General features: G+C 29.5%; 15 protein-coding genes, 10 tRNA genes and 1 other RNA gene. 5 read left to right on the plus strand and 21 right to left on the minus strand.

Annotated features, from left to right (window positions below):
* Positions 1–88 precede the first annotated feature (88 nt).
* The gene (locus NQ543_RS10020) at positions 89–529 is read left to right on the plus strand and encodes a MarR family winged helix-turn-helix transcriptional regulator (RefSeq protein WP_004609493.1); all 441 of its coding nucleotides are present in this window, start codon (positions 89–91) and stop codon (positions 527–529) included.
* Complete coding sequence (locus tag NQ543_RS10025; protein WP_004609492.1) at positions 516–1,169, plus strand: YczE/YyaS/YitT family protein; 654 nt, start codon at positions 516–518, stop codon at positions 1,167–1,169. Before NQ543_RS10020 ends, NQ543_RS10025 begins: the two co-directional genes overlap by 14 nt.
* Positions 1,170–1,732: 563 nt before the next feature.
* Here the strand turns inward: NQ543_RS10025 and ssrA are convergent.
* The 10 genes from ssrA to NQ543_RS10075 all read right to left on the minus strand — a co-directional run bounded on the left by ssrA (position 1,733) and on the right by NQ543_RS10075 (position 10,534).
* Positions 1,733–2,084: a transfer-messenger RNA gene (ssrA, locus tag NQ543_RS10030) on the minus strand.
* A gap of 4 nt (positions 2,085–2,088) precedes the next feature.
* Positions 2,089–2,535, minus strand: coding sequence for an SsrA-binding protein SmpB (gene smpB / locus NQ543_RS10035; RefSeq protein WP_039903938.1), 447 nt, complete (start codon positions 2,533–2,535; stop codon positions 2,089–2,091).
* Positions 2,536–2,556: 21 nt separating this feature from the next.
* Positions 2,557–4,824: a ribonuclease R gene (rnr, locus tag NQ543_RS10040; RefSeq protein WP_004609490.1), complete on the minus strand. Its 2,268-nt coding sequence runs from the start codon at positions 4,822–4,824 to the stop codon at positions 2,557–2,559.
* A gap of 49 nt (positions 4,825–4,873) precedes the next feature.
* Positions 4,874–5,104 (minus strand): preprotein translocase subunit SecG, encoded by a 231-nt coding sequence (gene secG, locus NQ543_RS10045; RefSeq protein ID WP_004609489.1) that lies wholly within the window; start codon positions 5,102–5,104, stop codon positions 4,874–4,876.
* 100 nt (positions 5,105–5,204) lie between these two features.
* A complete protein-coding gene (locus tag NQ543_RS10050; protein WP_004609488.1) occupies positions 5,205–5,684 on the minus strand; it encodes a GNAT family N-acetyltransferase in 480 nt (159 codons plus the stop codon).
* The gene (locus NQ543_RS10055) at positions 5,677–7,353 is read right to left on the minus strand and encodes an MraY family glycosyltransferase (protein ID WP_039903936.1); all 1,677 of its coding nucleotides are present in this window, start codon (positions 7,351–7,353) and stop codon (positions 5,677–5,679) included. The genes NQ543_RS10050 and NQ543_RS10055 overlap by 8 nt, the downstream gene beginning before the upstream one ends.
* 243 nt (positions 7,354–7,596) lie before the next feature.
* Entirely contained in the window at positions 7,597–8,586 is a 990-nt protein-coding gene (mreB, locus tag NQ543_RS10060; RefSeq protein WP_004609485.1) for a rod shape-determining protein, read from the minus strand.
* Positions 8,587–8,700: 114 nt separating this feature from the next.
* Positions 8,701–9,342: a M23 family metallopeptidase gene (locus tag NQ543_RS10065; protein WP_004609484.1), complete on the minus strand. Its 642-nt coding sequence runs from the start codon at positions 9,340–9,342 to the stop codon at positions 8,701–8,703.
* A 44-nt stretch (positions 9,343–9,386) separates the two neighbouring features.
* A complete protein-coding gene (spoIID, locus tag NQ543_RS10070) occupies positions 9,387–10,289 on the minus strand; it encodes a stage II sporulation protein D (RefSeq protein WP_004609483.1) in 903 nt (300 codons plus the stop codon).
* A 44-nt stretch (positions 10,290–10,333) separates the two neighbouring features.
* Positions 10,334–10,534 (minus strand): DUF1146 domain-containing protein, encoded by a 201-nt coding sequence (locus NQ543_RS10075; RefSeq protein ID WP_004609482.1) that lies wholly within the window; start codon positions 10,532–10,534, stop codon positions 10,334–10,336.
* 72 nt (positions 10,535–10,606) lie between these two features.
* Between NQ543_RS10075 and NQ543_RS10080 the strand changes: the two genes are divergently transcribed.
* Complete coding sequence (locus NQ543_RS10080) at positions 10,607–11,002, plus strand: hypothetical protein (protein WP_004609481.1); 396 nt, start codon at positions 10,607–10,609, stop codon at positions 11,000–11,002.
* Positions 11,003–11,047: 45 nt separating this feature from the next.
* On the opposite strand, the gene NQ543_RS10085 is transcribed toward NQ543_RS10080, so the two are convergent.
* The 11 genes from NQ543_RS10085 to NQ543_RS10135 all read right to left on the minus strand — a co-directional run bounded on the left by NQ543_RS10085 (position 11,048) and on the right by NQ543_RS10135 (position 13,001).
* A tRNA-Glu gene (locus NQ543_RS10085) sits at positions 11,048–11,123 on the minus strand.
* A gap of 1 nt (position 11,124) precedes the next feature.
* Positions 11,125–11,200 (minus strand) — tRNA-Asn (locus NQ543_RS10090).
* 3 nt (positions 11,201–11,203) lie between these two features.
* Positions 11,204–11,277, minus strand: a tRNA-Gly gene (locus tag NQ543_RS10095).
* A gap of 178 nt (positions 11,278–11,455) precedes the next feature.
* The gene (locus NQ543_RS10100) at positions 11,456–12,001 is read right to left on the minus strand and encodes a DUF2371 domain-containing protein (RefSeq protein ID WP_004609480.1); all 546 of its coding nucleotides are present in this window, start codon (positions 11,999–12,001) and stop codon (positions 11,456–11,458) included.
* A 401-nt stretch (positions 12,002–12,402) separates the two neighbouring features.
* Positions 12,403–12,476, minus strand: a tRNA-Gly gene (locus NQ543_RS10105).
* 5 nt (positions 12,477–12,481) lie between these two features.
* A tRNA-Leu gene (locus NQ543_RS10110) sits at positions 12,482–12,570 on the minus strand.
* Positions 12,571–12,583: 13 nt separating this feature from the next.
* Positions 12,584–12,659, minus strand: a tRNA-Lys gene (locus tag NQ543_RS10115).
* A 4-nt stretch (positions 12,660–12,663) separates the two neighbouring features.
* Positions 12,664–12,739 (minus strand) — tRNA-Gln (locus NQ543_RS10120).
* 6 nt (positions 12,740–12,745) lie between these two features.
* Positions 12,746–12,829: transfer RNA gene (locus NQ543_RS10125), tRNA-Tyr, on the minus strand.
* 4 nt (positions 12,830–12,833) lie between these two features.
* Positions 12,834–12,909: transfer RNA gene (locus tag NQ543_RS10130), tRNA-Thr, on the minus strand.
* A gap of 16 nt (positions 12,910–12,925) precedes the next feature.
* Positions 12,926–13,001: transfer RNA gene (locus tag NQ543_RS10135), tRNA-Val, on the minus strand.
* Positions 13,002–13,394: 393 nt separating this feature from the next.
* On the opposite strand from NQ543_RS10135, the gene NQ543_RS10140 reads away from it, so the two are divergent.
* Positions 13,395–15,446: an elongation factor G gene (locus NQ543_RS10140; RefSeq protein WP_004609479.1), complete on the plus strand. Its 2,052-nt coding sequence runs from the start codon at positions 13,395–13,397 to the stop codon at positions 15,444–15,446.
* A 95-nt stretch (positions 15,447–15,541) separates the two neighbouring features.
* Positions 15,542–16,540, plus strand: coding sequence for a UDP-glucose 4-epimerase GalE (gene galE, locus NQ543_RS10145; protein ID WP_004609478.1), 999 nt, complete (start codon positions 15,542–15,544; stop codon positions 16,538–16,540).

A 16,540-nucleotide genomic window follows, 5' to 3' on the forward strand; every position in this document is an offset into this window, starting at 1 on the left:
AGCTATTTTTTAATAACTTTATTGACATATAATAACAAATAGTTATAATTCTAATTATATCAATTATAACTATTTATAAGGAGGTATTATGGAAAAATCATTTCACTATTTACTGATGTTGAACTATACATATTTTCAAAAAAGTATTTTTGAAAAAGTTAAATCATCAGGGTTAACAATGGGACAACCTAAGATACTAGATTATCTTAGCGAACATGACGGTGCAAACCAAAAAGAAATTGCGAATGCTTGTAATATTGAGCCAGGCTCTTTAACTTCTATTTTAAACAGAATGGAAAATAAAGAACTAATTGAAAGAAAAATGTTAAATAACAATCGCAGATCTTATCATATTTATCTAACAGAAAAAGGAAAACAGCTACAAATTCAAGTTGTTCAATCATTTAAGCAATTAGAAAAAATTGCATTTTCAAACTTTAGCAATGAAGAAAAAATAATTTTCATTAATATGTTTGAAAAAATATATTTAAATATGAAAGAAGGGTATAAAAAAAGTGATAAAAATTAAAAGATATATAGTTTTTTTGATCGGACTGTTTATCAGTTCATTAGGGGTAAGTATTATTACAAAAGCTAATTTAGGAACATCCCCAATCTCCTCAATTCCTTATGTACTAAGTTTGAAATTTTCTCTAACTCTTGGACAATTTACAATTCTTTTTAGTATTTTATTAGTAGCTTTACAATTATTAATTTTAAGAAAAAATTTTAAATTAGAACATTTATTACAAATTCCTATCTCTTTTTTATTTGGATACTTCATTGACTATACGATGATTTTATTATCAAAAATGTCATTTAATAAAAATTATTTATTTTCAATCATATTTCTAATTATCGGTTGTTTAGTATTAGCTATTGGCGTATATTTAGAAGTTATAGCAAACGTTGCCATGCTTCCAGGGGAATCATTTGTAAGAGCAATAAGCGACACATGGCATAAAAAATTTGGTACTATAAAAGTAATTTTTGATGTCTCAATGACAGTCATTGCTGGAATATTATCATTTGTCTTTTTTTATCAACTTCAAGGTATTCGTGAAGGAACAATTGTTGCTGCTATATTAGTTGGATTTATCGTTGGAATATTTAATAATTTATTTTCCAAGATCAAAGATAAATTGCTTGTAAAAAATCGCCTGACTTAAATGTAAACATAATAAAATAATCTAATACTTTTATAAATTAATAATTTTATATCTATAAAAAGATTCTAAAATATTTATTTAATTTTGATAACACAAAAGGATAGTATCAGAACTTATGAAGAATTCCTGATACTATCCTTTTTATTCACTTAATTAACAAATAAATAATTTTTTTATAAATTTCCATCATATCAGCTAATTTATTATATATTTCTTATAACTTACAAATCACTTAAAAAACAATAATTCTAATCAAATAAGCTATTTGCTCTTATATACATCATTAATTTTATAGATTCAACTTCTTTTTATCAAAATTATATATTGATTAAAAATGATCAATCATAATTACATCACTTAAAAAGCATATAAAATATATTCTCTTTTTAATAATCCAAATAATATATGTTATAATTCTTCATACTGAATTAATTGTACCTAAAAACTATAAAATCAGTTAAATTGATATATTTTGATATTTATATTTCAAAATAATAAAGAACTACTTTATTGTATATATTCTCCTTTCACCTTCACCACAATCATTAATTATTTAATAACTCTGGTGGAGGTGAGGGGAATCGAACCCCTGTCCAAGCATAATCCCTCCAAAGCGTCTACAGTTTAGCTCATTGAATAAATTTAATTAGGCTACAATCAATGAGCAATTTTCCACCTAACGAGCTTATTAAATTTTCGTAATAGTTAACTAAGCAATAACTACTCTTATCCTATGCGTTATGATACCAGTTATTTAGTTATAGGCACACTAAACAGTGGCAGCTTTCATGTCTATGTCGACTAAGCGAAAGCGTAATTAGTTTGTCTGTTTCCAGTTATTTTTTGGTGCATTTTACGAATGCCTTCGACTGCAGCTAAGGTCAGACATATACCTGTCGAACCCAGGACACCCCCAAGATTAATAATTCTTTAGAGCTCTTTGGATTTCTCTTTTAGAGTCTCTTTCTTTTATATCTTGGCGTTTATCATAAAGTTTTTTACCACGGGCAAGCCCTATTTCTAGTTTAACTTTACTACCAGTATTAAAGTATAACTTAGTTGGGACAACTGTCAAGCCCCCTTCTTTTAATTTATTTGAAATTTTTAAAATTTCTTTTTTATGTAAAAGAAGTTTTCGATTACGTCTTGGTTCATGATTAAAACGATTACCATGACTATAAGGAGAAATGTGCATATTTTCAACAAAAGCTTCATTATCTTTTATTCTTACAAAAGCATCTTTTAAATTAACATTACCTAAGCGAACAGATTTAATTTCTGTTCCTTTTAATTCAATCCCTGCTTCATATGTATCTAAAATAAAATAATCATGATACGCTTTTTTATTATTTGAAATTATTTTCATGTCCATTTCTCCTTCCTTGATTTATCGATATTTACTTTTTACGCGTTTTGATTTACGTCTTTCATTTTGATTATGATGATTAAATCGTGATTCTCTGCGACTTCTTTGATGTCTTGATTTCTTATGTTTTCTTTTATCATCATGATATGTGTTTATTATAACAGTTTTTCTTGTCTTTTTGTTGGATTTCATGCCAACAATTTCAAAATCTACTGCCTTATCAACTTTAGAGGCACTTGATACTTTTACTTTCACTCGATCTGACATTTTAAATACTTTACCTGTTCTTTGACCAACATATCGAAGATTCTTTTCATCAAAAAAATAAAAATCATCGACCAAATCACTAACATGAACTAGTCCATCAATAGTATTATCCAACTCTACAAAAAAACCAAAATTAGTAATCGAACTAATAATTCCTTCAAATTCCTCTCCAATATGTTTTTCCATATATTCAGCAATTTTCATATCATCTACTTCACGTTCAATATCAATTGCCTCACGTTCACGATTTGAGCTTTGAAGGGCAATTTCTGGCATTATTTCCTGATAATGTCTTATAGTTTGGTCATCTATACATTTTTCAAATAAGTATTTTCTAATTAATCGATGAACAATCAAATCAGGGTAACGTCTAATTGGTGAAGTAAAATGTGTATAGAACTCATCAGCCAAACCAAAATGTCCTAGACATTGTTCATCATATCGTGCTTTTTGCATACAACGTAGTAATAATGTAGAAATAATCGTATGTTCAGGAGTATCCTTACTTGCTTCAATGATACTACTTAATTCATTAGGATAAATATGTTCTAATGAACCTTTGATCGTATATCCCATAACTTTAGCAATCGAACTAAATTGCATTAATTTTTTTGTTTTAGGTTGCTCATGAACACGATATATAAATGGTAATTCTAACCATTTAAAGTGTTTTGCAACTGTTTCATTAGCCAATAACATGAATTCTTCGATAATTCGATCACTAGCCCCACGATTTCTTAAAACAACATCTACTGTTTCACCTTTGCTATTAACAATTACCTTTGCTTCTTTAACATCAAAATCAATAGCTCCACGCTTTGCTTTCCTTTCTTGTAAAATTGAAGCTAATTCCTGCATTAAAAAGAACATATCCTTTACATGACTATACTCTAATTGTAATGCTTGATCACCATCTAATATCTTATTTACATTAGTATATGTCATTCTTTCTGTTGAATTAATTATAGCAGGTACAATTTCATGATCAACAACTTCACCTTTTTGATTAACTTCCATAAAACATGAAATTGTAAAACGATCAACCTTAGGGTTTAAAGAACATATTCCATTCGATAATTTATGTGGCAACATCGGAATAACACGGTCAGCCAAGTATATTGATGTTCCACGTAAAAAAGCCTCTTTATCTAATGGCGATCCTTCCTTTACATAATAAGACACATCAGCTATATGTACCCCTAAATAATAATTACCATTTACTAGTTTTTTTAATGAAATACCATCATCCAAATCCTTAGCATCATCGCCATCAATAGTAACAACGACTTCATTTCTTAAATCAACACGATCACTTACATCAATTCCATCTAATGCATCTGGTATACTTTCAATTTGATCATAAACGTTTTTAGGAAACTCTACCGGTGCATCATGATCATACACAATCGATAAAATATCAACACCCGGATCATTTTTATGCCCCAAAATCTTTTCTACATTACCTTTTAAAACAGGCTTATAAACTTTAATTTCAACTAAAACTTTATGACCAACAATTGCTCCATGTAAATGAGCATGATCTACATAAATAGGTTTATTAAACTTAGAATCATCAGCTTCAACATAATATTCTCGTCTACCCTTTTTTATTTCACCCACTAATTTTGTTTGACCTCGTTTAATAACTCGAAGTATTTTCCCCTCTGGTTTTTCAGGATCACCAATTGGATTGATTTCAACTAAAACAACATCTTTATTAAAAGCATCTTTTAAATTATCGGGCGAAATAAAAATATCTTTTTCCTGGCCATCTACCGCTACAAAACCAAAGCCCTTTTTATTGATTGTTAAAGTACCTAAAACCATTCCAAATTGATTTGGTAGATAGTAATGATTGTATTTATTTCTAACTATTTTTCCACTTTCTTCTAAATTATTCATTAACTTAACTAATTGAATAAATTTTTCACTAGAAGTACATTCCAATTTTTTTGCTAATAAATCGATTGAACGTTCTAAAAAATTATCATCACTTAACAACGATAATATTTCGTCTTCCATCGATTCACCTCCTTAATTAAAATAAAAATAGGACCAATAGTCCTATTAATTATGACATTCTAATAATAATGGCAATAACGAAGAATGCAATCGTTAAACCAGCAGTAATTCTTGTAATTATTAAATCTGCGCCACGTTCTTTTTGTTGAGCAAACAAGTTTGAACTTTGACCTGTTAAAGCATTAACAATTCCATCTGACTTACCACTTTGTAATAGACATAATATAATAAGTACTATTGATATTATCACTAATAAGACATTTAAAATAGTGCCAAACATAATATACCTCCTATTTGATATTTTGATACATTGCTAGAACATAATAACATAATATTTCTAAAATTTCAACGATTTAATCATACTTTAGCCATTACTACACCTAAATTTTCTTTTCGAATATAATAACTTCTAAATTACAATAACTAGATGTTGCAATTTCTTTAAAACCCATCTTTTTCCAAAAAACTAATCCTTTAAAATTATCCCTAATACAAGCTAGTTGAATCCGATTATAAAAATCACCATATTTTTTAACTACTTTATTCAAAATCTCTTTACCAAAACCTTTTCTTTGATAACTTTCATCAACCAAAAACAATCCTATCCAAAGACATTTATCGTCATGAATCATTGAAAAACGATAACCAAGTTGATAATCGATTAAACCTACCATTTCATTTTTAAAATATACTTTATAGATAAAATGATCGACTTCATCAAATCCATCAGGAATAACCATATCATTAATCAAATATTCTTTAGTTGGAATAATTTCTTGTAACATATAATATCCTTTTTGCCTTAAATGAAATTGATACAATTCATTATCCAATTCCAAAACTCTTCGATATTTAAGCATTATCAATCCCTACCACATAAAAACGTTCATTTTCTAATACTAATACAATATTAGCACTTTTTGAAATTTCTTCAACTTCGCGATTGAATTCCAATGATATTAACACATTATAATACTCATTATCCTCTAAACCATCAACTACCACTTTAGAAGGTGAAAAAGAAATTATCTCATAATCAACAACCTCTAATTTAGGATATTTTTCTTTATATGTGTAAAATGATTTTAACGCAAATGAACTTAACTCACTTTGTAAACTTGGATAAACATAATCTAAACCACCAACTTGATTATCCTTTTTTCCTTTTAAAGTAAAATAATCAGCTGCAAAATATGCTGCTACTAATTGACATTCTTCACTTACAAGCTTATTTTGATACGATTTATCTAGTCTAATATAGATATCATCTAATAATTGTGTTGACCCTGTTTTAACATAAGGCGTAACACGAGTTTCTTCAGCTATCGGTTTGTTATCATCATCAAATAAATAAAAACCAGCTCCACCTATTATAAGTACTAAACAGCTAATAATAATTAAACGATCGATAATAACTCTTTTTTTACTTCTTTTTAAACGATAACGTTCTAAAAATTTAATTTTAGGTAATCGATCACTTTGTATAAAGATATTAATAATCGTCAATAGTGGTTTATATTTTCTACTAACCATATTCGTCATTTCTACAAACAATTCAAAAATTAACATTAAAATAATAAACATTATTGTTCCAAGTAATGAATCATATAAATATATGTATGATGTTAACGAAAACAAAAATGTTATTCCGTAAAGAACAATAACACTTTTACGGTGACCCAATTTTAACTTAAACATCAAATTATGATGTAAATGAGCTTTATCCGCCTCGCTAAATTTTTTATGATGCACTTTTCTACGAATAATTGCAATTAAAGTATCCATGATCGGAACCATTAATACAACAATAGGTGCTCCTAAAGTAAAAAATGTAGAAACATTATATCCAAAACCAAGCAAAGAAATAACCGAAATCATAAAGCCAATATACAACGCCCCACAATCTCCAAGAAAAATCTTCGCTGGATGAAAATTATAAAATAAAAATCCCATTATCGCACCAGCCAAAACTAATGATAACGACGCAATATCGGTTCTTCCACTTGTTAAAGAAGTAATTGAAATAGTAAATAAAACAATTATCGATATTCCTGATGACAATCCATCAAGTCCATCAATCAAATTAATTGCATTAGTTATACCTACAATCCATAAAACAGTTATTGCTCCGGGTAATATCGGTGGCCAGTTAGCAGGTAAAAAATCAAATCCCTTTAAATAAATATCACCATACAATATCACAATTAATGCTGCAATCAATTCAACAATCAATTTTGTTTTTGGCGATAAATCATGGACATCATCAAATAAACCGATAAAAAAAACTAAAAAACTAGCAATTAATATCGCATTTATTTGTGGATCAGTTTTTAAAAATATCACCATCCCAATTAATGAACTAATATAAATCGCATACCCACCAATTCGAGGGACTTCAACTTTATGAACAGTTCTCTTGTTTTTATGTGCTACAATTCCTAACTTTGCTCCTATTTTCATAACTATCGGTATCAACAAAGCCGTAATTACCATTGTAACAACAAACGACATGATTAAACTAGGATTCATCTTTTCACACCTCATCTTGTATATATTATCAATTATTTTTAAGTAAAATACAAGATAAAATCTCACTTAACATTAGAAAAATAGCTAATATTCTACATCTTACTATACCCTTTATTTATTATATTTATCATCTTTATTTTTTCATACAAAATAAAAAATCGTGAAATTTCAGGTGTATGTACCTGAGATTTCACGAAAACAATGATAATATTTTGAAATATAAAATCTGAAGCAACATCAAAATTATTTAACATAATGTGTATTTTCTAACATAACACCACATCCATTAGCTACACAATTTAAAGCATCATCTGCTACAAATACAGGCACACCTAATTCATTTTCTAATAAACGATCTAGTCCACTTAAAAGTGCTCCTCCACCTGTTAAGAAAATTCCTCTTGATACTATATCAGCTGCTAATTCTGGAGGTGTTTGTTCCAATACATGTTTTGTTTCTCTTACAATTGTTTGACAAGTTTCTCTTAAAGCTAATTCTGTTTCATCAGCAGTAATTGTAATTGTATGTGGTAATCCAGTTACTAAATCTCTTCCTCTAACTTCAAAAATTTCTTCACTAATTCCCTTGATTGCCGTACCAATTTGCATTTTGATTTGTTCTGCTGTGCGATCTCCAATTAATAATTTATATTTATCTTTAACAAATTTGATAATATCTTCATCCATAACGTCACCAGCAATCTTTAATGAACTGCTTGTTACAATATCCCCTAAAGATAATACTGCTATATCTGTAGTTCCCCCACCGATATCAATTACCATATTTCCTGTTGGTTTAGAAATTTCAAGTCCAGCTCCAACTGCTGCAACTTTTGGTTCTTCTTCGATAAATACACGTTTTGCACCACATCTTTCAGCTACGTCTTTAATTGCACTTTTTTCAATTGATGTAATATTTGATGGACAACAAATCAAAATTGTTGGTCTTGAGAAAATTCCTTTTAAATTTAATTTATTAATAAAATGAGTAATTAAAATTTCTGTAATTCTAAAATCTGCAATAACGCCATCCTTTAATGGACGAATCGCTTTAACTCTTCCTGGTGTTTTACCTAACATATCTTTAGCTTCTTGACCTACTGCTAAAGGTTTTTTTGTTTCATCATCTATTGCTACTACAGAAGGTTCATTTACAACAATACCTTCACCCTTGACATAAATTAAAATATTTGCTGTACCTAAATCGATACCTATTTCTTTTGATAATGCCATCACAAGTCCTCCTTATTTTTCTTATCTATTGTACCATGATTTTTGATATTTACAAGGTAAAAAACAAAATAAAACCAAATAGCAATAATTTTTTTATTATTGCCATTTGGTTGATTATACCGCTATTTTTGTAACATCCTGATTAAAATATGTTTCTGGATTTAAAGCTTGATTATCTTTTTCTAAAACAAAATGTAAATGACTCTTTAATTCTGATTCAAAAACATTTTCTCCACTAACGCCAATTTTATCACCTTGTTTAATAACAGCGTCTTTTTCAACACTAACTTCACTTAAAGATTGATAAGTAGTACTAAAGCCATTTTCATTAGTTACTGTTACAATCCAACCAAGCAAGGCATCATTTTCTTTTTTAGTTACCGTTCCTGAACAAGCAGCAATGACATCAAATGATTTTCCATCTTTAGAAAAATCTACACCTAAATTAGGACGATAAACCCCCTCAAAATAAACTAATGCTTTTTCAAGTTCTTCATCACTTAATTTCGCATCATAAAATTTTTTTACAATCTTAACATCATCGCCTACTGGCTTTAATAGTTTTTCTGTTTTAACAGTTGTTTCTTTTTCTTTAGCAGTATCTTTTTTATTATCTTCAACCTTCACAACCGCTGTATCTTCAAAAGGCTGATATTGATTCAAAACTAACTGAATCAAACCAACACCAACTAAAAATAATATTACAACTGTACCAAAAATTAAAACTCGTCGATTACGTTTTACAAATATTTTCATCATTTCACCTCATTTGTAGTGTTTCCACTAAAACAAGGTTTATACTAATTATTTACGATTTCAATTCCTGTATAATAATGATTCAAAATATCTTTATAACTAGCTCCATCTAATGCCATAGCTTGAGCTCCGTATTGACTCATTCCTACACCATGGCCACTTCCCTTAGTAGTAAAAGTATATTTACCGTTTGCATAATCAATTGTAAAGCAACTTGAAGGTAAACCTAACTTTTCTCTAACTTCACGTCCACTATAATTTTTGCCACCAACACTCAAAGTCTCAACACGACCACTTTTTTTGTATGCAATAATATTAAAATCCAAATTTTCACAACTAAACTTACTTTCTAATTCACTTTTAGTAAATGTCATTTGTCTTGTGTTTTTAGGATCAATAGTCAAATCCCAATGACTATCAACACTTCTTAAATAAGGTAAAGCACTAGAATCAAAATAATCTTCTACATTTTCAGTATAACCATTACTCGAAGAAAAAAACAGTGCAGAAATATAATCACCTTGATACATCATTACTTCGTTTTTAGTTTCTGCAACAGCACTTTTGATTTTTTCATAATATTCATTATAATTATCGCCCCATTTTTTCTTCATTTCACTATCATCTAAATAAACTTGGGTATTTGTAGTATTATCCACACTTAAATTACGATTATAAACGTATGTTCGACTAGCTACAACTTGAGCCTTTAATGCCTCTTTTTCAAAATTAGCAGGCATTTCACCTGCAACTACTCCCAAAAGATATTCATCTAAATCTACATAATTAACATCATCATTAACAGTAACTGCAACTTTAACATTTTCTTCTTTTTTTACTTCTTTAATAACTTCGTCATCTTCTTTATTACCTTGAGACTGACCCATTGATAAAAAAATAATTACTATTAAAAAAACAATTCCAAACTTCACACTTATCTCTTTCATATATTTACCTCATCTAAAATATATGAAAAAAACTTATTTATATGTTAAAAATGAATTGACGTAAACTCTAAAATAAAAGAACCTAATAAATAACCTAATACCAATGATGCAATCAAAAAAAATAAATAAAACTCTCGAAGTTTAGTTTTTCTAATCACATTATCAAAATTAAAACAACTAAGGCCCCACATCGAAAGCATTACTGAAATAACATATACCAAAGTTTTAATAATTTGATATGACATCTTACATACCACCTTTCATATTTAATATATCATCTTTTTATAATTTAAGCATAGACTATACTAGGTGATAAAATGGACATTACAATGATAAAAAATTTAATTTACAATCTATTATATCTTGCTGCTAACTACGATTTAATTCTTACTATTGCCCCCAATGAAACAGTTAAAAATCAATTGCATAACTATTCATCTGATTGTAAAAATAACGCAACTTTTCTTGATAAACTTTATCAAGAACTGAACACTACCAGTTTCTTTCCATTACTTGAAAAACCAGAATTTCATGGTAATTTTAAACAATCAACTATGTGGCTTTTAAAATACACTGAAAATGCATATCGCATTTTTCATCTAAATTCTTATAACAATAAATTTCCAGATAATCAAATTAAAATATTAAAATATATTTCCGGTAATTTAATCAACCAATACATGGGGCTTTGTCATATAATACTAACAAAATAATATATAAATAAAAAATCCAAGATAACTCTTGGATTAATTTTCTAATGGTGACCTGTACGGGATTCGAACCCGTGAATGCATGCGTGAAAGGCATGTGAGTTAACCGTTTCTCCAACAGGCCATGGCGCTTGAAGTAGGACTCGAACCTACGACCGATCGGTTAACAGCCGATTGCTCTACCAACTGAGCTATTCAAGCAAATGGAGCGGGTGATGGGAATCGAACCCACGTAGTCAGCTTGGAAGGCTGAAGTTCTACCATTGAACTACACCCGCATCTCCTTTTTAGCAGAGCCCTTAACGACTACTGCTCATGTATAATAACATTTATATTAAATTAATGCAAGCATTTTTTTAAAAATTTTAAAAATTTTTTTCAATAATTTTACTCATCTATATACACAAATATCATCCTTTTAATCCCAAAACAAAAAAGCACTGATATAATCAGCACTTATTGATTCGACTCGTTTCCAGTATTAACATCCCCTTCATCTAAAGGAATATCATTAGAATCTTCTATTCCATTATCTTCAATTGGTTTATCATTAGATTCATTAGTTTGATCACTCTCATCAGTTTTTTTATCAGTAGCTTTATTTTTATCATCTGCCTCAGAAGATTTTTGAGATTCTTTATCATTATCTTCATTTTTATTGCTTTCATCTATCTGCTCTTGTAATTCATTAATTTGTGCTTGTTGATCTTGATAATATTCATAAGCAAAATAGCCACCAACACAAATTCCTGCTATAACAATTAAAATCAACAAAAATATGATTAATGTCGAAAATACTGAACGACCTTTCTTTTCTTTTTTTACTTTTGTTTTAACTTTAGTTTTATTCTTTCTTTTAGTTTTTGTTACTTTCTTTTTCTTTGCTCGCTTTTGTTTATTGTCTTTTTTAGATTTATCTTCACTTCCATCTTCATTTAAATCATCTTCATAAATAATATCTTCCACTTCTGTAGTATCATCAAATTCAAATCTTTTTGCCATTATTTACACCTCTTTTATATTAATATTATACAAAGATATGAATTTTATATAAACAACAATAATAAATTAACTGATTTTACACTTTTATCACTTATACTCCTATAATATAGAACCTCTTTTATTTAATGTTCTAAAAAAACAACATTAATTTGAAAAGATACTTTAAAAAGAGAAAGTTAATGCACTAATTTAATATCTGTTAGTAGTAAAGAAAAATTTTATGAATGTTACAAATTTAAAACCGTCCTCTTGATATAAATGGTTATGGTAAGAAAATCAGGGAATCATATTTTTCTAACCCAAATCATAATATATATATTTTAACTTTATAGAAAGCACTTAAATCTATTATTATAAAAAAAGATGACATAAACATATGTCATCATATTGCACTTAAAATATGGAGCGGGTGATGGGAATCGAACCCACGTAGTCAGCTTGGAAGGCTGAAGTTCTACCATTGAACTACACCCGCAAGAATGGTGCCCAGGGCCGGAATCGAACCGGCACGGATTTTAAGGTCCGCAGGATTTTAAGTCCTGTGCGTCTACCAGTTTCGCCACCTGGGCAATTTATAAGAAATGGTGACCCGCAGGCGATTCGAACGCCTGACCCTCTGATTAAAAGTCAGATGCTCTACCGGCTGAGCTAGCGGGTCATATTGGCTGGGGTACCTGGATTCGAACCAGGGAGATGACAGAGTCAAAGTCTGTTGCCTTACCGCTTGGCTATACCCCAAGAAGATGGTGGAGGAGGGCGGATTCGAACCACCGAACCGAAAGGAACTGAGTTACAGTCAGCCGCGTTTAGCCACTTCGCTACTCCTCCATCATGGTGCCGGCTAAAGGACTTGAACCCTCAACCTACTGATTACAAGTCAGTTGCTCTACCAATTGAGCTAAGCCGGCGTATTTTTTATTTTAATGGTGGAGGTTAACGGACTCGAACCGCTGACCCTCTGCTTGTAAGGCAGATGCTCTCCCAACTGAGCTAAACCTCCATAAATCTTGCTTAATTAATATATCATATCTATATCAACAAGTCAACTACTTTTTTCACCAAATTTATTTTTGGATTTTTCAATCACAAAATATTCATTGGCTCAAGCAAGAACTATATTATCATAACTATTAAATTTTTTCAACAAAAAGTTTAAATTTTTTATTTTTTCTAAAAAACTTCAACTTTTACCCCAATAATACATTTAATTTTATAAAATATAATTTTATCAATAAAACTGATTATCATCTAAAAAACACTAATTAATATTATTTACTTACAAATAATTTTTTCATGTAAGCGTTATCTTTTTATTACTATATTAATGCTCTTTTGTTTAAAGATATGATAAAATTATATTATAAAGTTCAATTACAGAAAGGTGGTTATTTTAATGAGAACTTATCATGCAAATGAAATTGGAAATGTTGCCGTGTTAGGACATTCCGGTTGCGGTAAAACAAGCATTGTCGAAGCGATGGCGTATCGTAGCGGCCTAATTGATCATATCGGCAATGTTAATAGCGGAAATACACTTAGTGATTATAGCAGTGAAGAAATTTCTCGTAAATCTTCTGTTAATCTTTCTGTTATTCCAGTTGAATGGAATAACTGTAAAATTAATTTAATTGACGTTCCTGGTACTTTTGATTTTACTGGTGAATGTGAATCTGCTTTAAGTGTATGTGAATCTGCTTTAATAATTGTTCCTTCATCATCTGGCATTAACGCTGGAACTAAACAAGCTATGTATAAAGCTAAAGATAAAGCTAAAATAATTTATATTAATGGTTTAGACAATCCTAATAGTGATTATGCAACTAAATTACAACAATTAAAAGATACTTATGGTAAGGCTATTGCCCCTATTCAAGTACCAATTATGGATAATAATAAAATGATTGGATATATTAATGTTGCGAAAATGGAAGGACGTATTTTTGAAGGTACCCAAACTAAGCCTATGGATATTCCTGAAGAATTGATGGATCAAGTTACTCCAATTAAAGAAATGATTGATGAAGCCGTTGCCAATACAAGTGATGAATTATTAGAAAAATATATTAATGAAGAACCCTTTACTAAAGAAGAAATTTCTTTAGCTTTGCGTAAAGGTGTTATTGAAAAAACTTTAATTCCTGTTTTATGTGGTACAGATCAAATCGGTATTCAAATAATTTTAAATTCTATGGTTGCCTTTTTTAGTGCCGCAGGCGATATGAGCAATTCACTAATCGTTGAAAATGTCGATAAAAACGAAGAAGAAATTATTGGTTATGATGAAAAATTACCTGGTAGTATTTTTATCTTTAAAACAATTGCCGATCCATTTATTGGACGTACTTCTTTATTTAAAGTTATCACAGGAACTATATACAGCGGTACATCGATATATAATGTAAAGCGTAAAGAAGTTGAAAAGATTACCAAACTATATCAACCAATAGGAAAAAAATTAATTGAAGTAGATTGCTTACATGCTGGAGATATTGGTGCTGTTACAAAATTTAATTTTTCTAAAACCAATGATACTTTATGCATGGCTGGATACCAGATAATTGTTCCTGAAATTAATTTTTCTACACCATATTATGGCAAATCAATTGTTCCAGTTGGTAAAAGCAACGAAGAAAAGATCACTAATGCTATTAATAAATTATTAGAAGAAGATCCAACATTACAATTTAAACCTAACTACGAAACAAAGCAACAATGTATATATGGTATTGGTGATATTCATTTAGATGTTTTATTATCAAAATTAAAAAATAAATTTAAAGTTGATGCCACATATGAAGATATCAAAATACCATATCGTGAAACAATTAGAAAAAGTGTCACCCAAAGAACTCGTTATAAAAAGCAATCAGGTGGTCATGGTCAATTTGGTGAAGTAGAAATTACTTTCGAACCATCACACGATTACACTAAACCTTATATTTTTGAAGAAAAAATATTTGGTGGTGCTATTCCAAAAACATACTTTCCTGCCGTTGAAAAAGGATTAGCAGAAAGCGTTAAAACTGGTGTTTTAGCTAAATATCCTGTTTTAGGAATTAAAGCTACATTAATTGATGGTTCATATCATAATGTTGATTCATCAGAGATGGCATTTAAAACTGCTACTTCAATGTGTTTTAAAGAAGCTATCCCAAAGGCAAATCCCGCATTGCTTGAACCATATATGAAAATGAAGGTAATCGTTGATGAAGAATATACAGGAGATATTATGAGCAATTTTAATACTAAACGTGCTCGGGTTATTGGTAGCGATATTTTAAATGACGGCTTAGTAAAGATAATTGCCGAAGCACCAATGAGTGAAGTTATGAATTATGCTGTTGATTTAAGATCTATTACCCAAGGGCAAGGTGTTTTTGAAATGGAATTTTTAGATTATGAATTTGCTCCTGATAATATTGCTAAAAAAATAATCAATAATTAAATTAGTAGCTGGATATTTATTAAATATCCAGTTATTTCTTTTATTTGATGTATAAAAATGTTATCATAAAAGCATGAAATCAGGAGGAAAAAATAATGAATGTACTTGTTTGCGGAGGAGCTGGCTATATTGGTAGCCATATCTGTGTAGAATTATTAGATGCTGGATACGAAGTAACAGTAATCGATGATTTTTCTAACTCTAAACCAGAAGTATTAGAACATATCAAGGAAATCACCGGAAAAGAAGTTAAGTTTTATGAGTTTAATATTTTAAACGAAGAAAAAACAGAAGCTGTATTTAAAGAAAATAAAATTGATGCCGTTATTCACTGTGCTGCTTTTAAGGCTGTTGGTGAATCAGTAGAAAAACCAATTGAATATTATACTAACAATTTAACTACAACATTAATAGTTAGTAAAATGATGAAAAAATACAATGTCAATCAAATTGTTTTTTCATCTAGTGCTACTGTATACGGAGATCCTGAAAAAGTCCCAATTACAGAAGACTGTAAACTAGGTGAAACAACAAATCCTTATGGAACAAGCAAAGCCATGATGGAAAGAATTTTAACTGATGTACAACATGCCTATCCACAAATGTCAGTTACACTGCTAAGATATTTTAATCCAATCGGTGCTCATGAATCTGGATTAATTGGTGAAGATCCTAAAGGAATTCCTAACAACTTAATGCCATATATCATGAAAGTAGCAACCGGTGAATTAGAATGTCTTGGAGTATTTGGAGATGATTACAATACCCATGATGGTACTGGGGTTCGTGATTATATCCACGTTGTGGATTTAGCCAAAGGACATGTTAAAGCAATTGAACATTACGCAAAACCTGGAGTTCATATTTGTAACCTAGGCACTGGAACTGGATATAGTGTTCTTGATTTGGTAAAAACATTTGAACGAGTTAATAATGTTAAAATCAATTATGTAATTAAAGATCGTCGTCCTGGAGATATTGCAACTTGCTATGCAAATCCAGAACGTGCAAATAAGGAATTGGGTTGGGTCGCAACTAAAGGAATCGAAGATATGTGTCGTGATACATGGAATTATGCCCTAAAACATAAATAA

Source organism: Thomasclavelia spiroformis DSM 1552 (assembly GCF_025149465.1).
GTDB lineage: Bacteria > Bacillota_I > Bacilli_A > Erysipelotrichales > Coprobacillaceae > Thomasclavelia > Thomasclavelia spiroformis.